This window comes from Rhodococcus sp. NPDC003322, from assembly GCF_053589555.1.
Genome location: NZ_JBSFSC010000006.1, coordinates 186,587 through 211,805, shown reverse-complemented (window position 1 = coordinate 211,805; position 25,219 = coordinate 186,587). Strand labels below are relative to the sequence as shown.

21 protein-coding genes and 1 pseudogene are annotated in these 25,219 nt (G+C 64.0%); 8 read left to right on the top strand and 14 right to left on the bottom strand.

What is annotated here, in order from left to right:
• Window positions 1-405 precede the first annotated feature (405 nt).
• Complete coding sequence (locus ACWDUM_RS23495) at window positions 406-951, top strand: LLM class flavin-dependent oxidoreductase (RefSeq protein WP_450135841.1); 546 nt, start codon at window positions 406-408, stop codon at window positions 949-951.
• 65 nt (window positions 952-1,016) lie between these two features.
• On the opposite strand, the gene ACWDUM_RS23490 is transcribed toward ACWDUM_RS23495, so the two are convergent.
• Entirely contained in the window at window positions 1,017-2,498 is a 1,482-nt protein-coding gene (locus tag ACWDUM_RS23490; RefSeq protein ID WP_450135840.1) for an MFS transporter, read from the bottom strand.
• Between the two features lie 335 nt (window positions 2,499-2,833).
• On the opposite strand from ACWDUM_RS23490, the gene ACWDUM_RS23485 reads away from it, so the two are divergent.
• Window positions 2,834-4,021, top strand: a complete 1,188-nt coding sequence (locus tag ACWDUM_RS23485; RefSeq protein WP_450135839.1) for a hypothetical protein — start codon at window positions 2,834-2,836, stop codon at window positions 4,019-4,021.
• Window positions 4,022-4,189: 168 nt separating this feature from the next.
• On the opposite strand, the gene ACWDUM_RS23480 is transcribed toward ACWDUM_RS23485, so the two are convergent.
• The 6 genes from ACWDUM_RS23480 to ACWDUM_RS23455 all read right to left on the bottom strand — a co-directional run bounded on the left by ACWDUM_RS23480 (window position 4,190) and on the right by ACWDUM_RS23455 (window position 10,998).
• Window positions 4,190-5,341: a Rieske 2Fe-2S domain-containing protein gene (locus tag ACWDUM_RS23480; protein ID WP_450135838.1), complete on the bottom strand. Its 1,152-nt coding sequence runs from the start codon at window positions 5,339-5,341 to the stop codon at window positions 4,190-4,192.
• A gap of 161 nt (window positions 5,342-5,502) precedes the next feature.
• On the bottom strand, window positions 5,503-7,077 hold the full coding sequence (locus ACWDUM_RS23475; RefSeq protein WP_450135837.1) for an FAD-dependent oxidoreductase: 1,575 nt from the start codon (window positions 7,075-7,077) through the stop codon (window positions 5,503-5,505).
• Between the two features lie 476 nt (window positions 7,078-7,553).
• Window positions 7,554-7,883: a DUF202 domain-containing protein gene (locus ACWDUM_RS23470; protein WP_450135836.1), complete on the bottom strand. Its 330-nt coding sequence runs from the start codon at window positions 7,881-7,883 to the stop codon at window positions 7,554-7,556.
• Entirely contained in the window at window positions 7,880-8,194 is a 315-nt protein-coding gene (locus ACWDUM_RS23465) for a YidH family protein (protein ID WP_450135835.1), read from the bottom strand. Before ACWDUM_RS23465 ends, ACWDUM_RS23470 begins: the two co-directional genes overlap by 4 nt.
• Window positions 8,195-8,279: 85 nt before the next feature.
• Window positions 8,280-9,764, bottom strand: coding sequence for an FAD-dependent oxidoreductase (locus tag ACWDUM_RS23460; RefSeq protein WP_450135834.1), 1,485 nt, complete (start codon window positions 9,762-9,764; stop codon window positions 8,280-8,282).
• A gap of 382 nt (window positions 9,765-10,146) precedes the next feature.
• The gene (locus ACWDUM_RS23455; protein ID WP_450135833.1) at window positions 10,147-10,998 is read right to left on the bottom strand and encodes a TauD/TfdA dioxygenase family protein; all 852 of its coding nucleotides are present in this window, start codon (window positions 10,996-10,998) and stop codon (window positions 10,147-10,149) included.
• A gap of 153 nt (window positions 10,999-11,151) precedes the next feature.
• Between ACWDUM_RS23455 and ACWDUM_RS23450 the strand changes: the two genes are divergently transcribed.
• Window positions 11,152-11,838 (top strand): TetR/AcrR family transcriptional regulator, encoded by a 687-nt coding sequence (locus tag ACWDUM_RS23450; protein WP_450135832.1) that lies wholly within the window; start codon window positions 11,152-11,154, stop codon window positions 11,836-11,838.
• Between the two features lie 29 nt (window positions 11,839-11,867).
• On the opposite strand, the pseudogene ACWDUM_RS23445 reads toward ACWDUM_RS23450, so the two are convergent.
• The 7 genes and pseudogenes from ACWDUM_RS23445 to ACWDUM_RS23415 form a co-directional block, all read right to left on the bottom strand.
• Window positions 11,868-13,365, bottom strand: a pseudogene (locus tag ACWDUM_RS23445) (FAD-dependent oxidoreductase).
• A 306-nt stretch (window positions 13,366-13,671) separates the two neighbouring features.
• Window positions 13,672-14,661 carry an ABC transporter ATP-binding protein gene (locus ACWDUM_RS23440; RefSeq protein WP_450135831.1) on the bottom strand — a complete coding sequence of 330 codons (990 nt, stop codon included), beginning with the start codon at window positions 14,659-14,661 and terminating at the stop codon, window positions 13,672-13,674.
• Window positions 14,661-15,713: an ABC transporter ATP-binding protein gene (locus ACWDUM_RS23435; RefSeq protein WP_450136028.1), complete on the bottom strand. Its 1,053-nt coding sequence runs from the start codon at window positions 15,711-15,713 to the stop codon at window positions 14,661-14,663. The genes ACWDUM_RS23440 and ACWDUM_RS23435 overlap by 1 nt, the downstream gene beginning before the upstream one ends.
• A gap of 11 nt (window positions 15,714-15,724) precedes the next feature.
• Complete coding sequence (locus ACWDUM_RS23430; RefSeq protein ID WP_450135830.1) at window positions 15,725-16,840, bottom strand: ABC transporter permease; 1,116 nt, start codon at window positions 16,838-16,840, stop codon at window positions 15,725-15,727.
• Window positions 16,827-17,780: an ABC transporter permease gene (locus ACWDUM_RS23425; RefSeq protein WP_450135829.1), complete on the bottom strand. Its 954-nt coding sequence runs from the start codon at window positions 17,778-17,780 to the stop codon at window positions 16,827-16,829. Before ACWDUM_RS23425 ends, ACWDUM_RS23430 begins: the two co-directional genes overlap by 14 nt.
• 100 nt (window positions 17,781-17,880) lie before the next feature.
• The gene (locus tag ACWDUM_RS23420; RefSeq protein ID WP_450135828.1) at window positions 17,881-19,497 is read right to left on the bottom strand and encodes an ABC transporter substrate-binding protein; all 1,617 of its coding nucleotides are present in this window, start codon (window positions 19,495-19,497) and stop codon (window positions 17,881-17,883) included.
• A 78-nt stretch (window positions 19,498-19,575) separates the two neighbouring features.
• Window positions 19,576-20,379, bottom strand: coding sequence for an MBL fold metallo-hydrolase (locus ACWDUM_RS23415; RefSeq protein ID WP_450135827.1), 804 nt, complete (start codon window positions 20,377-20,379; stop codon window positions 19,576-19,578).
• A 670-nt stretch (window positions 20,380-21,049) separates the two neighbouring features.
• Between ACWDUM_RS23415 and ACWDUM_RS23410 the strand changes: the two genes are divergently transcribed.
• From ACWDUM_RS23410 to ACWDUM_RS23390, 5 genes are all read left to right on the top strand, one after another.
• Window positions 21,050-21,595: an SDR family NAD(P)-dependent oxidoreductase gene (locus tag ACWDUM_RS23410; protein ID WP_450135826.1), complete on the top strand. Its 546-nt coding sequence runs from the start codon at window positions 21,050-21,052 to the stop codon at window positions 21,593-21,595.
• A complete protein-coding gene (locus ACWDUM_RS23405) occupies window positions 21,592-22,032 on the top strand; it encodes a nuclear transport factor 2 family protein (RefSeq protein WP_450135825.1) in 441 nt (146 codons plus the stop codon). The genes ACWDUM_RS23410 and ACWDUM_RS23405 overlap by 4 nt, the downstream gene beginning before the upstream one ends.
• Window positions 22,033-22,131: 99 nt before the next feature.
• On the top strand, window positions 22,132-23,004 hold the full coding sequence (locus tag ACWDUM_RS23400; RefSeq protein WP_450135824.1) for an alpha/beta fold hydrolase: 873 nt from the start codon (window positions 22,132-22,134) through the stop codon (window positions 23,002-23,004).
• A 117-nt stretch (window positions 23,005-23,121) separates the two neighbouring features.
• A complete protein-coding gene (locus ACWDUM_RS23395) occupies window positions 23,122-24,303 on the top strand; it encodes an acyl-CoA dehydrogenase family protein (protein WP_450135823.1) in 1,182 nt (393 codons plus the stop codon).
• Between the two features lie 161 nt (window positions 24,304-24,464).
• Window positions 24,465-25,136 carry a PadR family transcriptional regulator gene (locus ACWDUM_RS23390; RefSeq protein WP_450135822.1) on the top strand — a complete coding sequence of 224 codons (672 nt, stop codon included), beginning with the start codon at window positions 24,465-24,467 and terminating at the stop codon, window positions 25,134-25,136.
• Window positions 25,137-25,219 lie beyond the last annotated feature (83 nt).

The window sequence follows — 25,219 nt, the reverse complement described above, 5'->3', positions numbered from 1 at the left end:
CAAGCCGGGGATGGAACACCGTCTACCTAGAGACAGTTCCTGTACCGGAAAGGACACCATGAGGATCGGCATCGACATCTTCGGAACGGATCGACTGTTCGGAGGGGACCTGCGCGGCATGCTCACGCTGGCGGCAGAGGCGGATCGGCGAGGCGTCGATCTGCTGACCACGTCGGACCATCTCGGCTTCACCACCGAGACCCACGCAACACGAGTCCGCGACAACAGTTTTCCGTGGGACCTGGACCAGTCCTGGCCAGAGGCCATGTCGCTGCTGTCCGCGGTCGCGGCGGTGACGGAGCGGGTCCAGCTCGGAGCGTTCGTACTGATCGCCCCGATCGGCCGGCCCTCCTACTCGCCAAGCAGATCGCGACGCTCGACGGGCTCTCCGGCGGCCGCTGCCACATGGGCGTCGGCGTGGGTTGGCAGGAGGCCGAATACGACGCGGCGGGAATGCCGTTCGACAAGCGGTTCGGGCGTCTCGAGGAGACGGTGGCCGCGTGCCGGGCACTGTGGGGGGCGCAGCCGGCATCGTTTTCCGGGAACACAATCGAGTTCGCAGACTTCCACAGCCTGCCGCGGCCCATTCAGGACCGTATCCCGATGGTGTTCGGTGTCGCCCCATCCAAGCGGAACTTCGAACGCATCGCACGAGTGGGCGATGGTTGGGCGGCCGCACCAGCGGATGTGAACCAACTCGAGGAAGGTCTAACGCTCCTACATCGCTGCTTCGAGGAACAGGGCCGCGATCCTCGGGTCGCGGAGGTTCAGATGATCATTCCTCCGGTCAGGGACAACGCCGGCGCAGTGGATTACGGTGCGATGACCACCGCAGCCGAGAAGGCCGTTGACGCCGGCGTGAGTACCGTACTCGTGCAGGGATCCATGCTGGTAAAGACGTCCGACGACATCGACCCGGTGCTCACCTGGCTCACTGGACTCAAGGGTTGAGAGGACCGGGAATCGACATACGGCCACTCAACAAATGACCGTACGTCGAGATGCGTTCCGGAGGTCTACCTCGGCACGGACGCGTCGCTCACGTCCAGGGCAGCGGCGCTGCGCGCCAAACGGCGCGACGAGAAGACCGTCAACAGGAGTACAACCGCAAATCCTGCCGCCCCGAAGATCAACAACGACCCGTTCCGGAATCCGACGGCGCTGTAGGAAATGCCCTCTGCGGTGACCGTGGCACTCGCGGCGAGGACCGCGAACAGGACCACCGGTGCTGCGCTGGACAGTGCACTGAGTGCAACCTGAACGTTCGCGGATATCGAACCTTGGTCCTCGGCTGGTGCGTTCTCGATAACGAGATTGGGCACCGCCGCGAGAGTGAGACCCGTACCGAATCCGATCAACAGAACCGCGATCAAGTACTGGCCATAGCTGTCACTGAGGAAGGCTATCGAGAGACCACCGGCCGCAAGCAGGGTACATCCCGTCAGTAGGCAGATGCGGCCACCGGCACGCCCGACAACTTTGCCGACCACGAAGCCGCCGACCACGATCGCCAGTGACCCCGGCGCCCCCAGCAATGCGTACTGGGTCGGTGTCATGCCCAACCCGTACCCGGACTCCTCGCGTGACGCCATGGCCATCATGGGAAAGGCCACCCCGTAGACCGTGAACGCTGCATAGCCCAGTGCACCTACCACAGTGGTCATGAGAATCGGTCGCGCGGAAAGCAGTCTCAGGTCGACGATCGGATCAGCGATGCGGCGCGCATGGAACCAGAAGACGGTGAGCGCCGTCGCACCTGCCACTACGCAGAGACCGACTCCGACCGATGTCCATCCCCACGAACCGCCCATGCTCACTGCCACCAGAACCGCAGCGATCCCGCCACCAAGGAGGAGGCCGCCCGTCAGGTCAAGTTTGGCGGGGGTGCGCAGAGACGTTTCGGGGGTGGTGGCGACGATGATGACGCAGATTGCCACGAGGACTCCGGCGTCGAACCAGAAGAGGCCACGGAATCCGATGTTCTCCAGCAGCCAACCAACCAGGAAGGGAACTCCAATTCCGAAGACCCCGATACCGGTGGCGCACAGGCTCGCAGCGAGAGGCAGGATTTGCCGCGGGTACACATCGCGCATCAGCGAGTAGGACAGGAAGAGCCCGGCGACCGCCACACCTTCGACACAGCGCCCCAGAATCAGGACGGATATCGAAGGAGCTGTTGCCGAGATGACCCCGCCGATCGCGGCGACAACGAGCACGAGCACGAGTATCCTCCGCTTGCCGTACAGGTCAGCCATCTTCCCGAACAGCGGACTGGTCACCGCTCCGGTGAGCAGGAAGCCGGTTACCAGCCATCCACCCTGGCTCGTGGCAAAATATGTCGTGATCGAGGGCATTGCCATGGAAACCATGGAGACACTGAGCGCAACGTACTCCTGTACGAGGACCATCGCGACGAGCGAGATCACCACGGGCGCAGTCCATCCACCCGATTCGGCGAAGCTCCAGGTCTTGCTGCCGCGCCGTGCGGATTCCGTCATATCCATCTCCTGACACAGTCGATGCAAAGTGGAGGACCCGGAGCGTGCGCGTGCTGTCCCGACGCCCACAGAAGTCATCCACATGCCTTGCAATGCAGATCTTTTGACCGCGCGCCCGGGAAGAGCGCCGGACCGACGCTAGACCCGTGTGCGGTCCGTCACAGATCGAACTTCCCACTGAATGGAAGTTGCCGACGTTCAGGCTCGCGTGTGTTCCCGCTGGGCGGAATTCTGTCGAGCGCAGGCGGACCGACCTACCTACGGTCGACTCACCGCCACTAAGCAGATGTCCGCGGTCCCGAGTCCGGGATACAACACGAACGAGGAGTCCCAAGTTGAGCAATCTGGACGTGAGAACCCGCACCGCATCCGACATCCGGCCACGCGCGGCCGCGACCTTCTTCCAGGACGAGCTGCCTCGATTGCTGTCGCATCGCTCGCATCTTGTCTCCCGAGCTGCAGAACTGTACAGCCCTGGGCCACTGACAATCTCGACGGAGTCGGGATCCTGGACGATCGTGTGTGACTCGTCCGGAGTCCACGTCACCGCACACGAGGAGGGGGCCACGTCGATCCGCCTCACTGACGGGGACTTCAGCGACTTCCTGAACGACCTGACGACGGTGGATATGCTGTTCAATCTAGGAAGAGTCGGACTCGACAGAGGGACTCGCGGGAGCGCGCACTGTTGGGAAGTCATCCTCCGGGCGCTCATCGACGGAATCCCAATGTTCACACCGGGCTCCGTCGTCCTGCGCGATCCACAGGGCGCGCCGCTAGACCTCGATCGCTCGTTCGCCCCCGAAGCCGAGGTCAGCGACATGGCGCACTTCCTGGCCGAGGCCGGCTATCTACACCTGTCGGGATGGCTCGATGTCGACCTGATGCGCGAGATCGCCGAGGACATGGACCGTGAGCTTGTCCGGTGCACACCGACGGACGGCTCGTGGTGGGTGACTGTGGAAGACGGCTCACGGCGACCGGCGCGGATCCTGAACTTTGCCGAGAAGAGTGCTGCTACACAACGTCTGCTCGGCAGTGCCGCCTTCCGACGCGCAACGAAGATCACCGACGACGGATACCTCCATCCGTACGATGTCGAAGCACTGCAGAAGCCGATCGGGGTCGTCAGCGGAACCAGCGACATACCGTGGCACCGAGACTGCGATGGGGGCATGCACTCCTTCCTGTGCCGATCCCTCACGATAGGAATCCAGGTCACCGGCGCAGGGCCGGGCTCCGCACAACTCGGCGTCGTTCCCGGATCACATCGAGCACTCATGCCCATCATCCGATACCACGCAGCCGGAGGCGGACTCGAGCCGCGGTATCTCACCACCGAGACCGGGGACATGACGATTCACGCCTCGTGCCTGTTCCACACCGCGCTTCCCCCGACCGAGCGCGAAAGGAAGGTGCTGTACATCCCACTTACGCTGCCACGGGACTCCGCACTCGAGACTGTGCTGTCGGACATGGCAGCGAGACGACAGAATGTCGGCGCGATGACAACCACCGCCTGACTGCCACGCCTTTCCGACAGCGGTCGGTCCATGGGCCCTGGGCCGTGGACCGACCGTTTCAGTGGCTCTCCACGTCCGAGAGCTGCCAACCTGTCCCGCAGCCGGCCAGCGGCCACAGGACTCCCTGGTGTCCCGGGCTCACCCGTCGGGCGAGCCGGGACACCAGGTCTACTGAGAATCCACCAGGAAGATGCCGTTCTCGACGTTCCTCTCGACCTCCTCGGTCCACACCTCGGTGGCCCGGGACGTGTCGATCTCGAACTCGAATCGGTTGGTCATGTCCTCGGTGATGTCGGCGACGTCCACGTAGAACTGCTCGTACCAACGGCGCAGCTGGTACACGGGGCCGTCCTCACTGCACAGGAGCGGATTGTCGATCTTGGACTTGTCCTTCCAGATCACAACGTCCTGCATGAAGCCGGCACCGATCGCATCGGCGCGAGCCTTCGCTGCCCGATCCGCATCCTCGCGCGACATGTCCTCGTTTCGCTTGACCACGACACCCCACTGCAGCACGAACGAGTTGCTGTCGATCGGGTAGTGGCATGTCACGAGAAGCGACTCCACCTCCGCCTCCTCGGTTCCGCCGTCGAGGTTGCGGTACCAGTTCAGCATGTACGAGGGACCGAAGTAGGTGGCCTCCGAAATCTGCTTCGGGCCCATCGCGTCCATGATGCCCTCCGACACGTCCTTGCGGACCGGCGCGATCGAGAACTGGGTCGCCGTGTGTTCGTCGAAGACGTTCATGAAGTACTCAGGCATCGCGAAATGCACGTAGTAGAAGTGGGCCATGTCGACGACGTTGTCGACGATCTCCCGACTGTGCGAATTCTGGATGACGACCCGATCCCACGTCCAGTCGCTGTAACGGCCCGATGAGTACTCCGTCGCCTCGGGAATCATCTGTTCCTCGATCGGAGAGTTTCCCTCGGGGTCGTTCCACACGAAGACGTGGCCGTGGAGTTGCATCGCATGCCACTTCCGGGTCCTGGCCAGCGGCGGAACCCGACGCGCGTACGGAATGTTCCGGCACTTGCCGGATCCGTCCCATTCCCAGGCATGAAACGGGCAGGCAACCCGGTCACCGATCACGGTCCCGTTGGCGAGGTTTCCGCCCATGTGCCGGCAGTAGGCGTCGAGGACCTGGATGTCGCCCTTCGAGTCGGCGAACACCACTAGGCTCGTACCGAATGCCTTGACCTGGTGCGGCTTTCCGTCGTTGTACTCCCGAACCAGCCCGATACAGTGCCAGCCGCGCGCGAATCGCGTGGGGTTCGCACTGGCCTCGATCGTCCGCACTTCGGCATCCGGTTCGGTCACAGATGGATTCTCGGCCACTTCTACTCCTTTGTTGGTGCGCTGCATTCGCCCAGTCAAGACCGGGACACCGGTCCATTGACAGCAAAGTTTTCGCTGGTTGGGAAAAGAGCGATTCCCTTGCCCTCGCCCGGTCGAGTCACGAATCTCCGTGACTCGAACAGCTACCGTGTCGTCTGCACGGTCTGGAGTGCCTCCTGCATCGCGCGGGCCGCGCGGTAGCCGAACACCATGCCGGATCCGATCGGGACCCCGGGTCCGGGATAGACGTGTCCGGCCACCGACGCCGAGGAACCACCGGCAGCATAAAGCCCGGGAATCGGTGCACCATCCCGATCGAGCACTCGTGCCGAGGTGTCGATTCTGGCGCCGCCCTTGGTTCCGATGTCGCCGAGCACGATGCGCACGGCGCGGAATTCCCCTTCCGAGACCGGTACGAGGGCCGGGTTCGGGCCGGTACCGAGAGCGAAGAAGCGGTCGTAGTCGTCCTCACCCCGATGAAAGTCGGGATCGACACCGGTGCGGGCGAACTCGTTGTACCGCTCGATTGTCTCGGACAGCGCAGCGGCGTCCACGTCCAGTGCCTCGGCCAGTTCTCGGACCGTCGCCCCGCTGCGCCAGATTCCGGCGGAACGGAACTCGTCCTCGTCCACGGGTGCTGCGCAGTATCCAGGGATGTTCGGCGTGTTCGAGTCGAACACCCACCAGAGTTCCGCCTCGGAGCCGTGCTCGCGGAGGTGATCGCGAATCTCGTGTCCGAGCCGGTCGTAGGGCAGCGACTCGTTGGTGAAGCGCTTTCCATCAGGGCCGACGAAGATGCCGCCGCTGATGATAACGGCGAACGCCGCACGACCGTTCGGGAACAGGATCGACGGGCACCACCAGGATTCGTCGAGCAGATCGATCGACGCCCCGACCGATTCGAGAACCGTCAGTGCGTCACCGGTGTTGGAGCCAGCCGGGGACGAGGCCCATTCCGCGCCCGGGAGACCCTGGAACTCCCGGCGACGCTCGGCATCGCACTCGAAACCACCCGCCGCGAGGAGGACTCCGGCGCGGGCGCGGACCTCGTGACCATCGTCACCGACCCGTACACCGGTGACGGCGCCGTCCGTCACCACCAGCGACGTCATCGGTGAGGAGACCCTGATGTCCGCGTTGCCCGTCGAGTCGAGCGCGAGGACGAGCCGGCCGATGAGCGCGTGCCCGCCGTCGAACAGCGTGCGGTCGTCGTGGACGCCGAACGAGTCCTCGGGCGTCTGGCCGCGAATCAGGTCGAGTCGCAACCCCAGCTCGGCGCAGGCCAGCGGCACCGGACGAATAGTGCGTCCGGTCGGGCGGGCACGACCCGGTGCCTCGAAGTAGTCGGGGAATGGATGCGATTCGAACCGGATCACCGGGTTTGACTCGAGGAAGTCGAGTAGTTCGGGGCCAGTGCGGACGTACGCCTCCTGCAGGTCCGAGGGCGTGCGGCCGCCAACGGTCGCGCGGAAGTACGTCAGGCCGTCCTCGACGTTGTCGACGACGCCGTCCCGGGCGAGTGCGGCGTTACCGGGAAGCCACACAGCGCCACCGGAATACGAGGTGATGCCGCCGACCAGTGGCATCTTCTCCAAGACCAGGACCTGCATCCCCTTGGCGGCAGCGGTGTAGGCGCCGGCGAGTGCCGCCGCACCGGATCCGACGACGATGACGTCGACCTCGTCAGGCAGGGTCTGCTGAACTTCGATGTTCGACATTCGAACTCCTTGATCGGATTCGTTGGCGTGATGGCGACGCTCCGTGATTCGCCTCCAGCGGTGCGCCGCGGTGGAGGATCAGTCCACGTCAGGGGTAGGGCGCCATAGGTAGGCGCGGGAGGCGGACGCGCACAGCCGCAACGGTATCCGCCGCATGGAGGCTGGTCGCGGAATTCTCCCGTTGAGTGGAAGCGGTCCCGCGGGTGTCAATCTGAACCGGAGTGCCCCGAATGTTGAGCGAAGGGGACAGTCGGCATCGCACCCGGGTCTCTCCGGCTTGGCGGTAAGGCCCTACTCGTCGAAATCCAAACCGGCCCTTGTTGCGATCATGGCAAATCGCGGGTTGTCGCCGAACCTGACGACCAGAGGCAGAACCGGCTCCGCTGCGGCATTCGTGGTCGTCCGGTCCGGTTCGACGCCGACAAGCACAAGGGCCGCAACGTCGTCGAGCGTTCTTTCCCCACAATCAAGCTGTTCTAACCGTGCGCAATTGCGGCGATCGAAACGGCCACACCGAGCAGCGCGAGCGTTAGGACCAGTCCGACTATCCCGATCAGGGTTGGCCAGCCGTCGCCGCGGTCGTGAGCACGTTCGGCTTCGGGTCCCCGCGCCGATCCGGTCGGGAAGCGGCGGACAGCGAGGACTCCGACGCCAGTGCAGACGACGACCGCGCAGGCGGCCAGGATCGGTGCGTGCAGTCTCACGGCACCGAATCCCGTCATGACGCAGGCAACCAGCACCGCCAGGCCGGTGCGGTGCCACACCAGCGCGGTGCGCTCCGGCTGCAGTCCGGGGACGGCCGTCATCCCGGATGAATCACAGATAGGGCCGCGAATGCAGCCAACCCGACCGACAGGGGGACGATACCGCCGACCAGCCAGAGCAGCGGCAGCGGTGACGGCAGAGGCTGATTGAGCCTCAGTGCGCACTCGTTGCGCCGCCACGACAGGAGGGCGACGAGGGCGAGGATCCCGCCTGTGCAACAGGCGAAGATCGCGACAAGGTGAATGATGACGGAAGCCCCGGAAGCATCGGCCACGGTGGTCAGCGTGACTCCGCCGGCAACCAGCGCAAGCGCGGTCCGGACCCAGGCCAGGGCGGTGCGCTCGTTCGCCAACGAGAACCGGACGTCGGGTTCTTCGCCGACCGAGTAGACAGCGCTCGGCCGGCGCCGAACGGGTGTCACAGTTCGCGCCTGAGATTCAGTACGCATGGCCCGCAGCGGCCGCTCCTGCCCGCCTGCCGAAGAACATGCCGTCCCCGAGTGAGGTACCACTGATGTTCCCCCGCGCATGCAGACCTGACGTGGCACGGCCGGCGGCGAAGAGTCCCGCGACAGGTTCACCCTCGAGATCGAGGACATGACCGTCGACGGTGGTACGGAGGCCGCCGAGCGTGAAGATCTCGGCGCCGCCACCACCGGCTTCACCGTATTCGGGTGCCGCCATGCCGCGGCGAACATCGATCGCGGCGAACGGTGACTCCAGGGGACGCAGCCAGCGCGCCGACTTGTGGAAGTAGGGGTCTGCACCTTCCGCGGCGAACCTGTTGTATTCACCGACGGTCGTCTGCAACGCACCGTCGGGCATTCCGATCTCCCTTTCGAGCTCCTCCAGTGTTTCGGCCACAAAATGCGGCTGCACTCCCCATCGTTCGTCGACCGGGACTTCCTCGTAGGCTTGCTCGTCCAGGATCACCCAGACCTGCAAGCCCTGCTTGAACAGTGCAGCCTGCCCGACCAGGCCCGGGTAGATGTCCTCGTTGACGAACCGTTGCCCGACGCCGTTGACGATCATTCCGCGGACCATCATTGCGGGTACCACCGCCAGGCCGACATTGCCGGCGCCCATGTTCTTCACCGCGGCGCCCGCCGCCTGCGCCATCACGATGCCACGGCCGTCGTCGCCACCGTCGCTGGTGACGCCCAGGCCGACGAGGTGAGGAGCGTGCTGCGCGAGCATCTCCTTGTTGTCGGCGAACCCACCGGTGGTGAGAACGACCCCGCGCCGCGCGCGGTACATCACGGTTCGGTCGAAGTGCCGCGCGACCACGCCGACGACGGTGCCGTTCGCACTGTCGATCACCAGACGGAGGGCGGTGGTGTCGGTGTGGACGGCGACTTCGGTCTCGGCGACTGCGTCGCTGAGCGCAGACATGAGGACCTTGCCGCCGAATCCGTCGGAGGTCACGCGGTGCCCGCGCGGCGCCGGCACGGCGATCTCGTTGAACGGGTACGAGTTCTCACCCATCCACATCAGTCCGTCGTCGGTCGGCGGCACCCAGGTGGGCGAGTCCCACAGCGACGGCTTGAACGGCACGCCGTGGCCGACGAGCCACTCGTAGTGGGCGACGCTCTCGCGACTGTAGAGGGCGATCTTCTCCTGGTCGGCATCGGGACCGAGAGCGGCGAGCAGGTACTTCTCCATGTCCTCGACGGTGTCGGAGAATCCGCACGCCTGCTGGATCTCCGTGCCGCCGCCGAGATAGATCTCGCCGCCGGACAGCGCCGACGAGCCGCCACCACCACTCCGGCCCTCCAGCAGAATCACATCCGCTCCGACAGCGTGCGCCTCCAATGCGGCAGCCGCTCCGGCGCATCCGTAACCCACGACCAGGACATCGGTCTCGTGGTCGTAGGTGTCGATTTCGGCGGCATCGATCGGGGTGATGGGCACGCGTGCACTCAACGGAAACTCCTGTCGTCGGAACCGAAATCTACTGTGACGGCGGTCACCGTAGGTGCCGGCTGTGGCTTCGGGAAGCTGGTTTCCCGATCAGCGGAAGCGCTACGCGGAGTGGCGAGGTCGGGACGGCGGCGAATCCCGGGCGTTCGTCGGCTGCGAGGAAAGGAACGACGAGGATTCCCCAGAATCCGAAGAACGCCTTGACTCTTCGCTCTTGGGAGCGCAGCGGGGAGAATGAGAGCGACTCCGAAGCCCCGGCACGATTCACGGAAGCGCCCGCATGGTCGAGGTGGCCGGCAGTGGCCGCGGCGAAGCGCGGGCGGCCACTGCTGGCCTCTCGTCATCTCCGGCAGATTTTCGTCAGGCGTGATGACCTTTCAGGTCATCACGCCGATGTCCCACCCACGGTGATGCGCCGCATCACGCGTCGGGCGGGAAAGTGATCGTCGACCGCATAGTGCTGTGTCGCGAATTCGTCCCAAATGGCAACATCACCTTCCTGCCATCGATAGCGGCAACTGAATCGCGGGTCTGCGAGATGCTCGAAAAGCAGCGTCAGCAATGCCTGACTCTCGTGCTGCGAGAGCCCTTCGATGTGCGTGGTGAATGCACGGTTCACATACAGCACTTGCTGGCCGGTGACCGGATGGGTGCGCACGACAGGATGAGACACTCCCGGAAACGCCTGCTCGAGTTCCAGTGTCCTGATCGGATCGAAACCTCGTGGGACCAGGTTGGCGCGCATCTTCGGATCATGGTGGGCGGTAAGACCTTCGAGCAATCGGCGCGTGTGGTCGGACAGCCATGTGTAGGCAACGCCCATGTGAGCCCACATGGTGTCACCCCCACACTCGGGCGATTCCAGTGCGCGCAGCACTGCATAGTGGGGTGGTTCCGGGAGATACGTTGCATCGGTGTGCCACTCATTGTTCTTGGGTGCGCTGTGCTCGTTGTCCTCCAGCTGCTGAATCACCGCACCCTCGGAGAAGTACGCAGCCACCGGATGGACCGACGGGCGACCGAATTGCTCGGCTACCCGCAAATGTTCGTCGTCGGACAGGTGTTGCCCCCGGAAGAACAGCACGCCGTAGCGGGCGAGCAGATTCTTCAGCTGTTCGAGCTGCGCCGGCGACCACGCCTCTCGCAGGCTGACGCCCTCGATCACGGCCCCGCACGCAGCCGTCTGCGGGATGACCTTCAACGCGTTCGCACTACTGGGGGCCACTACCTCGGTCATGAACTTCCGCCCTTCTCTCGAGCTCGTACGCTGTGACAGCGCCAGGGATTCAAACGCTGTTTCAAACTGTGTTTGAAACAAACATAGCGTCGTACCAATGCCCACACAAGAGGTGAGTTCGAGCATCCGCAACGAAGCGGTACCATGCGGACCATGCGGATTACCGCGCCGGAGAACGACAGCGGCTCCCCCAAGGCGAACTCGCCTCGTGTGGCCCTGCTGGAGGTTGCAGAGCGACTCTTTGCCGAGTCGGGCATCGATGCCGTGTCGATCCGGGACATCACGGGGGCTGCCGGTGCCAACGTAGGGGCAGTCAACTACTACTTCGGTTCCAAGCTGGGGTTGCTCGATGCACTGGTTGATCGAAGGCTCAAGGAACTCGCAGACCGGCGCCGTCCGTACGTGGAGGCGCTCGACGCCGCGGGGCGATCGCCATCGGTCCGGGCAGTTGTAGAGGCCTTCGTGCGGCCCCTGGCCGAACTCGTCTCCGAAGAGGGGCGCACCGGCCAGTACTACGTCACCCTGCTTGCGCGGGTCACCCTTGCCGATCTCGACCTTCCGTCGTTACGGGATCGCCGACAACTGAGTACCCGCTACCAACAGCTGTACCAGCGTGCCATGCCCGGCATCGATGCTCCGACTGCGGCTGTGCGGGTCGCCATGGCCACGACACTCGCGCTGGAGGTCCTCGGCCGCCCGCTCGGCGACGGTCGGCCGACCTCACTCCTGCTGGGCCGTGACTCGCATGACCTGGCGTCGCCGCTCATCGATTTCATCGTAGGTGGCCTTTCTGGACCACCTTCGAGCGAGAATGCCGATTCGTCCGGCTCGGCCATCTGAATCGGGTCAAGTCCAGGGGCGTGGTGCAGCTACCGGGTCGGCCCAAGGTCCTGATCCGCACCGATGGCGCGTGCGGCCCCAAGCCCGGCCCGCCTGCCGAAGAAGCTGCTGTCGCCAAGGCTGGCACCGCTCGCGTAGCCCCCGGCACACACTCCGGACGTGCATCGCCCTGCGGCATAAAGACCCGATATCGGTTCTCCCGAGATGTGGAGAACCTCGGCATTTACATTCGTCTTCAGGCCGCCCAGCGGGAATCCAATCGTCTCCTTTCGAAGATCGAATACTGCGGCCGGCGCTTCAATGGGCTTGACCCACTCCTGCTTCTTTCCGAACAGTGGGTCTGCACCATCTCTGGCGTATCCGTTGTAAAGGTCGACTGTGGATGTCAAAGCACCTGCAGGAAGACCCATCTCGGCTTCGAGTTCGTTGAACGAATCGCTCACCCAAGTCGGGTTTTCGCGTAGGAGTGCAGTGGTCGATCGTGTTCGCAAAGCCTCTTCGTATGCTCGTTCGTCGATGATCAGGAATGCGTCATCGTTCTGATGAAAGAGCACTTCTTGGGCGACCCGTCCGACATAGGTGTCCTCGGCTATGAATCGCTGACCACGCCCATTTACGATGATCCCGCGGTATAACATCTGCGGGTCCGTGTTGATTGCGACTACTGCCGCATCCATGTGACTCGTCGCAGCGCCCAACGACTGCCCCATCCGGATCGCCGTCCCGTCATGAGCCTCGATTGCGGCCCCTGGACGTCCAACCAGTGACGGCGAATGGTCGCGGAGCATCGATTCGTTGTATGCGAATCCTCCCATCGCCAGCACCACACCACGGCGTGCGCGAACGGCCAAGGTCTTTCCATAGCGTTTGGCGACGATTCCGACTACGCGGGCGGATTGGTCGACGACGAGCGACTGGACGCGAACGTTGTATTCCGCCTGCACACCAAGACCTACTGCAGCGTCCACAAGCGGCTTCATCAGCATATAGCCGCCACCCTTCGCGCCGGACTTCTTGTTCGACATCTGTGGAACGTGGCCTCGCGGCGCGGGTTTGATCAACTCGTTGAAAGGTGCGGAGTTCTCGCCGCCCGTGTACATCAGCCCAGCATCGTTCACTGGTTCATATCCCGGCTCGGACCAGAACTCCGCCTTGAAGGGGACCCCCGCACCAACAAGCCAATTGTAGTGATCAACACTGCCTTCGCAGCGCGTCGACCTTTACCTCGTCCGCGGCAGGGCCGAAGGCGGCCTTCATGAAGGCCTTCATGCTGTCGACTGTGTCGTCGAATCCACACGCCTTCTGCAGCGGCGTGCCTCCCCCTAGGTAGATCAATCCGCCCGACATCGAAGCCGCTCCGCCCCAGTCGCCCGACCTCTCCAGAACGAGAACCTCGGCACCTGACCGAGCCGCTTCGATTGCGGCCGAAGCTCCGGCAACTCCATAGCCGGCCACGACAACATCGGACTCGTAGTCCCAACTCTTGATCGACGATTCCGGGATGGGCCGAACAGCGGGATCGGTCATTGCACTCCTCCTTGACGAAACATGCGCTCGGAACTTTTCGGGGATCGATCGGCCACGTCCTACGGGCGCCCGTCTCGGCGCCGGTGGCCGCCCACGCCGTTGTCGCCGAGACAAACCGGTGCCTCTCTCGAAGACCCACACGGAGAACGTCTTTCGTCGGGTTGCGTCCCGTCGATCATCGGGAATGAAACCGGCTCGTACACCATCGTGATGGCGTACGAGCCGGACGGGGCACGTTCTTCGGTCTCCGGGCGGGGGTGGTCGCCGCCCGATCGTGGGACTTCACGGCCGCACCCGTTCACCGGATCAGACGTTGTGGCATGCGACGTAGTGGCCTTCGCCGACACCGCGCAGCAAGGGTTCTTCGGTGGAGCACCGTTCGGTTGCCAACGGGCATCGAGTCCGGAAGCGGCATCCGGACGGCGGATCGAGCGGCGAGGGAAGGTCTCCCTCGATCTGCGGTGTCTGGGAGGCTTCTCCACGGAGAATGTCCGGGTCCGGAATCGACGACAGCAACAAGCGGGTGTACGGATGTACGGCCTGGTGTTCCATATCGCGACTCGGCGCAACCTCGCAAACCTTGCCCAGGTACATCACCATCACCCGGTCGCTGATGTTCTTGACCACGGCCATGTTGTGGGCGATGAAGATCAGAGTCAGGTCGAAGTCGACCTTCGTTCGCTCGAGCAGATTCAGGATCTGAGCCTGGACCGACACGTCGAGGCTCGAGACCGGCTCGTCACAGATCAGCACCTTTGGCTCGAGCATCATCGCCCGCGCGATGCAGATGCGCTGGCACTGCCCACCGGACAGTTCTCCGGGCACTCTCTCCCACACCATGTCCGGGTCAAGGCCGACGGCGCTCAACAGTTCCCGGCCACGCTCCTCGAGTCGCGCCCGGTCCCGGTAGCCCCACATTCGGGCGCCCTCCGTCACCAGGTGTTTGACCTTTCGGCGCGGATTGAGCGACGAGATCGGGTCCTGCATGATCATCTGCATCCGGGACCGCATCCTACGCAGCGCGGCCGGTGTCAACGTCGTCAGTTCGACTCCGTCGATCTGCACACTCCCGGATTTCGGTGCAGGGAGTTGCAAGATTGCGCGGCCGGCAGTGGACTTACCGCAACCGGACTCGCCGACGATGCCGAGCGTCTCACCTCGAAGTAGGTCGAAACTGATGTCGGACACGGCATGAACGGTCTGGTTGTGCCCGGCGGGGTACTCCACGGTCATGCCCTCGACCGCCAACACCGGGTTGTCGCTGTGCCGCAGGTGCGCGATTCCGCTTCCCGCCATCAGATGACCTCCGCCTTCAAGTCGTGCGAGCGTGCCGCCACAGGTATTCCGAGGTCGGCGACGGTCTCGCCGTCCAGCGGGAAGTGACAGGCAACGTGGTGCAGGTGCCGGGTTCCGGCCGTGTCCGGTGTCACCGTCGGGAGCGGGACGCTCTCACGGCACTTCTGCTGGGCGTACGTGCATCGGGGCGCGAACGCGCACCCCTTCGGAGGTTTCGTCATGTCGGGCAGCCCACCGTCGATGGATTCGAGCGGTGTGTGCGGCTCCTGTTCCAGGCGCGGGACCGCCGCGAGCAGTGCCCGGGTATAGGGGTGCTGAGGCCGGGCGAACAGCTGCCGAGTCGGCGCGGTCTCGACGATCCGGCCCGCGTACATCACGGCGACACGGTCGGTCTGCCCGGCGACGACTCCGAGGTCGTGGCTGACCAGGATACCGGCCATTCCGGCTTCGTCACGCAAGGATTCGAGCAGCTCGAGGATCTGTTTCTGCACCGTGACATCGAGCGCAGTGGTCGGCTCGTCGGCGATGATCAGCTTGGGATCGCACGCCAGCGCCATGGCGATGACGACGCGCTGCCGCATTCCGCCGGAAAGTTCGTGCGGGTACTGGTCGATGCGGCGCGTCGGCTCGGGGATCCGGACCTTGCGCAGCAGTTCGATCGCTCGTTCCCGCGCCTGGGCCTTGTCCAGGCCGAGGTGCACCCGGAGCGACTCGGTGATGTGCGTTCCGATGCGTTTGAACGGGTTGAGGGCGGACATCGGGTCCTGGAACACCATGGCGACGTCCTTGCCCCAGAACTGTTGCTGCTCCTTACGGCTCAGCGCTTGCATGTCGCGACCCATCAAGTTCACGGACCCGGTAACGGTGGTGGTGCGGTCACCGGATACCAATCCCATGATCGTCTGTCCCAGAACGGATTTACCGGATCCTGATTCCCCGACCAGGCCCAGCGTCTCGCCGGCGGCAAGCGTCAGGGACACACCGTCCACGGCCCGGAGCCGACCTCGTTTGGTGGTGAACGCGACTCGCACGTCGTCCACGGTCAAGAGCATTTCGGTGTTGCTCACAGTTTCACCTCCCGGCTGGAGCCGGTGCGCTTCTGGGCCTTCTCACCGATGATGTTGAAAGCGAACACCGTCAGGAAGAGGAACAGCCCGGGCACCAGCACGATGTGCGGATGCTGCTTGAACACGGTTCCCTGCCCCTCGGAGATCATGTTGCCCCAGGTCGGAGACGGTGGCTGAATACCCAGTCCCAGGAAACTCAGCGAGGCCTCGGCAACGATCATCACCGAGATCAGAACCATAGCCAGTGAGGCCAGCGGAAGCACCACGTTCGGCGCAATCTCCCGCACCATTACCCGCCACCGGGTCGCACCCATAGCCCTTGCAGCCAAGACGAATTCACGTTGAGAGAAGACGATCGTGTTTGCTCTGGCGATCCGCACCATGCTGGGAATCGCGAGCACTGCCAGCGCGATGGAGATGTTCAGCAGGTTTGTTTCGAGCACCGACGCCAGCGCGATCAACAGAATCAGCGCGGGCACCGCCAACAACGAGTTCGTCAGGATTCCGATGATTCGATCGATCACGCCACCGAAGTAGCCCGCGAGGATCCCGATCGTGCCTCCGACGAGCATCCCGATCAGAACGGCGGCGACCGCCACTATCAGCGACGATCTCGCGCCGTAGACGGATCGGGCCAGCATGTCGAGGCCAAAGTTGTTGGTGCCCAGAGGGTGTTCGGACAACAGATTCGGCGGCGCGTAACTCTTCGCGCCGAGCGTCTTGGTGGTGTCCTCGTGTTCGGCGAACGGCAGCAAGGGCGCGAATGCCGCCGCCGCCACGAGTACCGCAAGCCAGACGCAGGACAGCACGAACGTCAAGTCGAACGTGGGGCCGACACGCGCCAGACCCACGCGCCGAATACCCGCATACAGCACGCCCAACCCAACGAGAACCGACACGATCCGGATGGGCATCACCAGCGCAGCAGCCGCCCCGCCGCCAGCAACAAGGACCAGCCCGGAGACAGCCAGGGCCGCACCCACTCGATACAGGCGGGAAGGGCTGTTCCGATCCGCGGGTTCGGCCTCCGGCAGAGAATCCAATTCGGCGGCTATCGGACCCACAGCGACCTGCATCTCGGGGTCGGCGGTTGTCGTCTCAGACGTGGGCACGTCGGCTCCTCGGGTCGAGATATCGGTAGGAGAGGTCGATGACGGCGTTGACCACCACATAGATGACGGCGATCACCAGCACCGCGCCCTGGACCGTCGGCATATCCGCCTGCTGGGCCGCGCGGACGATGAGCGATCCCATGCCCGGTAGCGAGAACAGGGTCTCGACGATGACGGTGCTGCCGATCATCGAGCCGATCACGATGCCGAGCATCGTGATGAGCGAGAACGAGGACGGCCGCAGCGCGTCACCGAGGAGCAGACGGGTGTTGGACATGCCCTTGGCCTTCGAGACGAGGATGAAGTTCTCCTTCAGCGTCGTCACGAGGTCGCTACGCAGGATGCGGATGAACATCGCTATCTCCAGCAGGCTGATGGTTATCGCCGGCAGGATCGCGTGATAGAGGTTCTGGCCGAGCCCATCCGAGAGGCGCCCCCACTGCGACCGCGGGAACCACCCGAGGTAGTTCACCATCACCATGATGAGCAGCAGACCCGACAGGAAGCTGGGGATCGACAACACGCCGAAGGTCGCGGCGCTGATCGTACGATCGATCCATCCCCCCTCGTGTCGCGCGGAATACATGGCGAGCGGGACCGCGACGACGAGAGCGATCACCAATCCCATGGTCGCCAGTTGCAGGCTGACGGGCAACGCCGCGGCGATGCTCGTGGAGACCGATCCTTGCGGTGGGACCATCGACTGTCCGAGGTCCCCCCGCAACGCGTCGGACAGCCACGCCCAGTACCTGGTCAGGAAGGGGTCGTCGAGCCCCATGTCCGCACGGGCCTGGGCATACTCCTCGGCTGTCCGCCCTTCGCCGAGTACGGCCACCGCCGGATCACCGGGGATGAACGACACCAGAGCAAATGTCCCGAGGCTGACGACGAGGAGCACGAGGATCAGTTCTGTCAGCTTGTTCAGCACTGTCCGAGGCATCGCGCCACCGCCTCCTTTCGGACTTTCCGATTTGTCGCGCCCGTGGGTCGATCTACGGTGCAGGGGTTCATGTCACACCTTCAGGTCGAATAGTCCTCGGCTACTTGCTGATCCAGGCGTCGTCGAACAGCATGACGTTGTCCGTCGACACCTTGACGCCGTGGACGTCCGGCTGCCATGCGGCGAACACAAGGGTCGGACCCCAGATCGAGAACGGCGCCGTCTCGTTCGCACGCTGCTGGATCGCGTCGATCGCGGCCTGCTCGGCCGCCTCGTCCGGCGCCGACTGAAGCTGCACCAGCAGCTCGTCCATCTTCTCGTCCGCGTAGCCGGAGGCGTTCAATTTCGAATCACTACCGAGCGCGGAGTACAGCCGCACGTACGGAGCCGCGTCGTACAGGGGCGCTCCCGATCGGGCCATGTCGAAGTCTTTGTCCACATAGATCTTGGTGGTGAACGCCGTGGGCGTCGGCTCCTTGCTGATGGCGACGTCGAATCCGACGGCGTTCAGCATCGCCTGCACGCCGAGTGCGATGTTCTGGGTGGCCTCCAGGTTGACCGACACGTAGTTCAACTTGCCGTCGTAGCCGTCCGCTTTGGCCTCGTCGAGCAGGCTGCGTGCCTCGTCCGGGTCGTAGGCGATACCAGGCACATCCGGGTTGTGCCACTTGGATCCCTCGGGGAAGAGCGCCGTGCTGACTGGATTCTTCCCCTGACTGACGCGCTGGTTCAGCGCCTCGGGGTCGATCGCGAGTGCGATCGCACGGCGAACCCGAACATCGCTACCCGGGGTGCCTTCCTGGGCGTTGATGATTCCGATGACACCGGTGCCCTGCACGTCGCGGTAACCTTCCATCCCCGCGTCGATCGCGGTGTCCATCGCTTCCGCACTGTTGTACAGGTAGCCGGCGTTGAGCTGACCGCTCTGCACGGATTCGACGAGCGCGGTCGGATCGGGCGAGGGAACAAATCGCAGCCCGTCCAGGTGCGGCTTGCCACCGACATAGTCGGCACGCGGAGCGAGCTCGAGGACCTCGTTCGGCGCGAACCTGGTCACGGTGAAGGGTCCGGCGCCGGTCGGCGTGAATCCACCGTTCGCAGCTGAGCTCGGCGCGACGATCGCTCCGGCAACGCTCGACAACAACGACGGAAAGTCGTTCCACGGCCGAGCAAGGTGGATGACCACAGTTCGCGGGTCGGGTGTCTCGACTCGATCGACGATGTTCGACCAGGTTTGAGCCTCACTCCGCCCGGCTGCGACAAACCGGTCGAAGCTCCAGGTGACCGCGGCGGAATCCAGCACCGTGCCGTCACTGAAGGTGGTTCCCTCGCGCAGCGTCACGGTCCAGACCTGACCGCCTTCGGAGGATTCGACGCCCTCGGCCAACTGCGGAACGAACTCGTGCTGTTCCGGATCGAAGCGGACCAGCGTGTCGTAGATCGCGGTCAGTTCCGACCCTCCTGTCGAACCGGACATGGTTGACTGCGCCGGATCGAGTACGGCCGGGAATCCGAAGGAGCCGAAGCTCACGACGCCACCGTCGGCCGGGGTGCCCGACGTCTGTTCTCCGATGAATCCGACCGCGAAGTCACCGCCACCGGCGGACGATCCGCCGAGGCTCGATTCGTCCGTCGACGCACATCCGGCGAGTGTCGCCGCACCGACGGCGGCGATTGCGGTCCACCGGGCACAGTTCCGCCACGACTTCTTGTTCATTGAAAACCCTTCCGGGAACGATGTTCGGGCTGGAGTCGATCCAGCGATCATGCAGTTATTCCGTTGATATGAAACGACTTACGTCCCGAGATCGAACACCCAGTCACGACGCCCCTGCCCCGCAACCACACGCCCGAACTGCATTCCCGGGAAATGTGCGGCGGTGACCATTGCATCCGTTCCCTCGAGTTCACGGGCAAGTGCGTCTCGGACCGACTGCGCCATCTCCGGGTCGACATCGACGAGAGCCGCCCAGTCGTCCTCGAGCAGCTCTGCCGGGCAATGGCAGGTGTCACCGAGCAGGAGCGCACGGTCCGCGCCGGAGGACAGCACCACAATGGAACTCCCCGGCGTGTGCCCGGGCGTCCGGCGGATACTCACCCCCGGTGCGATCGTGGTGTCGCTGTCCCAGAGTTCGACGCGACCTTCGATCGTCGTCATCGCATCCTTGATCTGCTGAGGACTTCGATCCCACTCCCCGTGACCGGTGAACGCGGCTTCCGGCCCGACGAAGTAGTCCCAGTCCCGGGTGTCACAGTGGTAGGTGGCGTTCTCGAAAGTCACGATGTCTCCGTGGGCGGCCCACCCGATGTGATCGTGGTGAAGGTGGGTGAAAACGACATCGGTGATCCGATCGGGCCCGAGTCCGCCGGCCACCAGGTTCTCCAGGAGTTGCCCGTCGCCGTACCCGAGATCGACGAGGATGTTCCGGTCCTCCGACCGAACAAGGAAGGCTCCGAAGTCGAGTTGTAGGAGCCCATCAGCATCGAGGAACTCCCGGTGCGACTCCATCCGGTCGAAAGGTGCGGGAAAGACCTTGTCGGGATGCAACCTCAGGGTCTTGTCCAGTACCTGCTCGATGCTGATTTCTCCGACTTTCACCAAGTGTCCTTTCCGATTCGCGACAGGAGTGACGACGACGCCGCGGGGATCGTGCGCGATTACGGACCGACCGGATCCAGAACAACCCCACGGGAAGGAACTCCAACCGGCCCTCGACTGACTGCCGCAGACGATGCACTGGCATCGAGAGACTCCCGGTTCGAAATCCGGGTGTGACGGACCTTACGAGTGTTACGTGGGTCACGCAACGCGCATTTCCCACTGAGCGGCATTTCTCCACGAATACCGACCACATTTCGAAATCGACTGGCATGCAGTGCATGTCGATGCCCGGCGGATGAACTTCCGGCAGACCGGGGACCACGGAACGCAACGGCCGTGGACACCGATCCACTGTTTCCACCACGCGGACATTCCGATTGCGCATGATCCACGCTCGTGTTCTCGTGCGTGGATGTACGTTCGCCCATTGTCGTCGCGACCGTCGGGCCGGGCACTCGCTCCGCCGACTGGGCGCATCCGCTTCCCCCAGGAGATTCGATGAGTACATACGTGGTCACCGGCAGCGCTTCCGGTATCGGTGCCGCCACCGCGACAGCACTCGAACGTGCGGGCATCGCGTCGTCGGAATCGATCTCCGCGACGCCGACGTGACGGTCGACCTGGGCACGACCGAGGGGCGAGCCGACGCAGCCTGCCGGAATGGTCGATGGAACTGACCGAGGCATGCCTGGACGGCAACGAGGAAGCGGCCGGTACCCTCGCCGACGTGATCGGAGGGGAGGCCGGTGGGCTTGCCAATCCCGCAACGAAGGCAGCCATCGCGTACTACACGCAGACCCAGGGCCGCCGAGTACATCGCTCAGGCATCCGACTCAACGCCGTGGCACCGGGCGTCATCGACACCCCGATGAGCCGAACGAACAAAGACGACCCCACGGCCGGGGACGCCGCGGAAAGCTACCTGGCTGCCGTGCCAGCCGGACGGGCCGGGCGTCCCGAAGAAGTCACCTCGGCGATCACCTACCTGCTCGGCCCAGAATCCTCCTACACCGTCGGTTCGGTCCTCTTCGTGGACGGTGGAACGGACGCGAAGTGCCGTGGGATGGACTGGCCCCGGGTCTGGGCCCCGGAATCGTCCGGGTCCACAGCGATCGATAGCAGTGCATCCCGAAGCCGGGCATGCTCAAGCATTATCTCGGCGCACCGATGGCAGCGAAGTCGGCCGCCGAGAAGAAGGGAACGACAGGAATGACCGATTCACAGCGGATGATCGAAGATCTCGTCTACGAGTATGCCGACCGCATCGACGCCGGCGACCTCGACGGCGTGGCCGCGCTGTTCACCCATGGTCGCGTGTGCGGTGTCGAGAACGGCCCACCCGAAACCGTGTTCAACGGCGCCGACGAGGTTAGGCAGATGTACTCGAACGTGATCCTCTACGAAGACGGTACGCCCGGCACAAAGCACATGACTTCCAACGTCCGCGTTACCGTGGATGATCGAGGCGGCTCCGCGCAGGCAACGTCGTACTTCCTCGTGACACAATCCGCGCCCGATCACTCGATTACGATCATCGCCGCCGGACGCTACCGGGACAGCTTCCGGCGGCTCGGCGAGACGTGGTGGTTCGACACTCGTGTCATCATCGTCGATCAGTGGGGAGATCAGAGCCGGCACCTCCGTCCGTGATCCACCGCGTCCCTGCCCGGTGACACAAGTGTGCGGATGACTTCCATCCATCGGGAGGAACATTCGTCCAAGCGCCGCGGAGCTGGAAGCGTTATGGACATGACTGACACCACAATTCACCAGGATGCGCTTCTCGAGCTGCCCACTGAGCAGGGCATCCTGCGGTACCGGGACATAGGTGAGGGCACTCCGCTGATCCTGCTGCACGGGTCCGGCCCTGGAGTGACCGGCTGGCTGAACTACCGGGACGTGGTCGGCGAACTGGCCGAGCGATTCCGATGCCTCATCCTCGAATTCCCCGGATTCGGCGTCAGCGATCCAGGCCCCGGACACCCGATGACGATGGCCCAGTCCGCGGTCGGGCATTTGATGGACGGTCTCGGCATCGACAAGGCCGACGTGATCGGAAACTCGCTCGGTGGGGCTGTCGCTCTCAACATCGCGATCAACGAACCGTCCCGGCTGGATCGGATCGTCACCATCGGTGGCATCGGTCGCAACATCTTGGGCTCCTTCCCTAGCGAAGGAATCAAGTTGCTGGCCGAGTTCACGGACAACCCGACCCGTGAATCACTGGTCCGGTGGCTTCATTCTATGGTGTCCGATCCTGCGACGATCACCGACGAGCTGATCGAGGAGCGTTGGTCGCTGGCGACTGGCGCGGAGACCCTCGAGATCGCCCGCAGAATGTACAGCAGCGCGGCGCTCGCGGCGATGATGGAGGCAAACAAGAGCTCCACGACTCCCCCGTACTGGACACAACTGGGACGAATCTCCTCGCCGGTGCTGGCCACGTGGGGTCGGGACGACCGCGTGAGCCCCGTCGAGATGGCGCTGCTTCCGATGGCGGACATCCCGAACTGCGAGGTCCACGTTTTCCCTCGCTGCGGCCACTGGACGATGCTCGAGGCGCGAGATGCATGGCAGTCAAGCGTCATCGAGTTCCTCAGCCGCGGTCGACAATTCGACTGAGTTGATGGAGCGCGACCCGAGGCTACGTTGCGCTCCCGGCACATAGGTGATGTCGACTGCGGCGATCCCTCTCCGCATTCCACACGGTTTCATCGAAACAAGAGAAGGTTGAACAAGATGTCGAAAGTGTTGGACAACATCCTGCAGTTCGCGGACGAGATCCGAGAGCAGGCCACAGAGGGTGAGAAGCTCACTCGGCTGAGCGACGCGTCCGCGAAGCGACTCCGAGACTCGGGCGTCATCCGCATGCTCGCACCGGCCGCCTTCGGCGGCCTCGAATCGACGCCACGCGAGTTCGCAGAGACCGTTATGGCGATCGGCGCAATCGACGGTTCAACCGGCTGGGTGAGCGGCATCGTCGGCGTCCACCCATGGGAACTCGCCTTCTTCGACGAGCAGGCCCAGCGAGAGGTACTGGGCGAGAACCCCGACACCTGGATGGCGTCGCCCTACGCCCTCATGGGTGTCGCGGTCCCCACCGACGACGGATACATCCTCAACGGGCGGTGGTCGTTTTCCACCGGCAACGATCACAGCGACTGGGTCATGATCGGCGCGATGGTCGGTGACACCGACGGCAAGCCGCTCACACCTATGAAGGCTCTGCACGTACTCGTCCCCAAGAGCGACTACACCACGCTTCACGACAGCTGGAACGTCGTCGGGCTGCGCGGCACCGGCTCGAAGGACTTCGTCGTGAAGGATGCCTTTGTCCCCGAGTACCGCACGCTCGATCCGACCGACGTGATGGAAGGCACCGCATGGAAGGAAAAGGGGCTCGACTCGCCGATGTACCGGATGGCATTCTCCTCGATTTTCCCCCTCGGAATCACGTCTTCGCTCATCGGAATGGCGGAGGGCGCGCTCGCCTGCTTCGTCAACAGTCAGCGCGAACGCGTCTCGGTCTCGGGAACCGCCATCAAGGACGATCCGTACGTCCTGTCCAACATCGGTGACGCAGCCGCGGAGATCGCTGCAGCGCGAGTGGTGATGCTCGACAACGTCGACAGGTTCTGGGACATGGCGGTCAACGGCCGAACCGCGACCTACGAGCAGCGAGCGGCAGGCCGTCGCACCCAGGTTACGGCGGCGTGGCGGGCGGTTGGCGCCGTGGACGAGATCTTCGGCCGCGCCGGCGGCAACTCGCTCCAACTGTCGTCCCCGCTGCAGCGGTTCTGGCGCGACGCCCATGCAGGCCTGTCCCATGCGATCCACGTCCCCGGTGCGGTGCTCCACGCAGCCACCCTGGCTCAGCTGGACTTCCCCGAACCCCCGAACCTGCGTCCGATCATGATCTGACACAACGACAATCAACACCAGCGGTGGTTCGGATGGGAGTTCCGAGCAACTCCCATCCGGACCCGCCGCGCCAGACTTGCGCGTCCACGTTCGGGTGAACCGGGCCGCAGAGGTTAACCCAGTCATGAAATGGACGCAACACGTGATGTTAATGTCGACCGATGGATAGTCCGCGCGCGGCCGACAGGCTGGCTCCATCGAGCCATGCTGTTCTCGCACTGCTCACCCTCAGTGACCACCTCACCGGTAACGACTTCAAGAAGCTGGCCGAGTTGGGCGTCGGAAAATTCTACTGGAGCCCATCCACCAGCCAGGTCTACACCGAGTTGAAGAAGCTCGAGCAGTACGGGCTCGTGAAGTCCGAGGACGTCAGCGAGGCCGGAGTTCGTGGACGACGTGAGTACTGCCTCACGCTCGCCGGCGTCGAGGAGGTTCGACGCTGGGTGAACAGCGAGGATGTCGAGCCGTACATGCTGCGCCACGGAAGCATGCTGCGCATCTGGGCCGGTGCGCTCGCCGATCCTGCCCGGCTGCGTGAGATCTGGCTCGGCCACATTCGGGACATCGAGGAACAACTCGCGGTCGCCGAGCAGAATGCCATCGGAACCGACGGCGAGCCGGCGTGGGTGTTCGCCCACCTCGCGATTCGGTGGACCGCCAAACGATACCGGGCCGAACTGGACCTCGCACGAGAGATGCTGGCCGACCTCGACGACGCCATCGCGGAGGCGGAGCACATCACCGAGATCGACGAACGGGGAATTCCGCAACCCACGTCCCCCCGCCACAAGAGGATCATGGCCGAGGTTCTGGGGCGGTCGCTTCCTAGCTGACCCCGCTCAAGAGACGACGACAGCGCGGGCATTCCCGGCACGTCGGGGTCGAATAGGCATTCTCCTGTGTCTCACTTCACAAC

What these genes read in the sequence shown, in the direction of transcription:
- ACWDUM_RS23435 (WP_450136028.1), bottom strand. Translation starts at nt 15,713, where the DNA reads ATGCTCTTGACCGTGGACGACGTGCGAGTCGCGTTCACCACCAAACGA.
- ACWDUM_RS23425 (WP_450135829.1), bottom strand. Translation starts at nt 17,780, where the DNA reads ATGCCTCGGACAGTGCTGAACAAGCTGACAGAACTGATCCTCGTGCTC.
- ACWDUM_RS23405 (WP_450135825.1), top strand. Translation starts at nt 21,592, where the DNA reads ATGACCGATTCACAGCGGATGATCGAAGATCTCGTCTACGAGTATGCC.
- ACWDUM_RS23400 (WP_450135824.1), top strand. Translation starts at nt 22,132, where the DNA reads ATGACTGACACCACAATTCACCAGGATGCGCTTCTCGAGCTGCCCACT.
- ACWDUM_RS23490 (WP_450135840.1), bottom strand. Translation starts at nt 2,498, where the DNA reads ATGACGGAATCCGCACGGCGCGGCAGCAAGACCTGGAGCTTCGCCGAA.
- ACWDUM_RS23455 (WP_450135833.1), bottom strand. Translation starts at nt 10,998, where the DNA reads ATGACCGAGGTAGTGGCCCCCAGTAGTGCGAACGCGTTGAAGGTCATC.
- ACWDUM_RS23450 (WP_450135832.1), top strand. Translation starts at nt 11,152, where the DNA reads ATGCGGATTACCGCGCCGGAGAACGACAGCGGCTCCCCCAAGGCGAAC.
- ACWDUM_RS23390 (WP_450135822.1), top strand. Translation starts at nt 24,465, where the DNA reads ATGGATAGTCCGCGCGCGGCCGACAGGCTGGCTCCATCGAGCCATGCT.
- ACWDUM_RS23410 (WP_450135826.1), top strand. Translation starts at nt 21,050, where the DNA reads ATGGAACTGACCGAGGCATGCCTGGACGGCAACGAGGAAGCGGCCGGT.
- ACWDUM_RS23395 (WP_450135823.1), top strand. Translation starts at nt 23,122, where the DNA reads ATGTCGAAAGTGTTGGACAACATCCTGCAGTTCGCGGACGAGATCCGA.
- ACWDUM_RS23495 (WP_450135841.1), top strand. Translation starts at nt 406, where the DNA reads ATGGGCGTCGGCGTGGGTTGGCAGGAGGCCGAATACGACGCGGCGGGA.
- ACWDUM_RS23470 (WP_450135836.1), bottom strand. Translation starts at nt 7,883, where the DNA reads ATGACGGCCGTCCCCGGACTGCAGCCGGAGCGCACCGCGCTGGTGTGG.
- ACWDUM_RS23440 (WP_450135831.1), bottom strand. Translation starts at nt 14,661, where the DNA reads ATGGCGGGAAGCGGAATCGCGCACCTGCGGCACAGCGACAACCCGGTG.
- ACWDUM_RS23475 (WP_450135837.1), bottom strand. Translation starts at nt 7,077, where the DNA reads ATGTCGAACATCGAAGTTCAGCAGACCCTGCCTGACGAGGTCGACGTC.
- ACWDUM_RS23420 (WP_450135828.1), bottom strand. Translation starts at nt 19,497, where the DNA reads ATGAACAAGAAGTCGTGGCGGAACTGTGCCCGGTGGACCGCAATCGCC.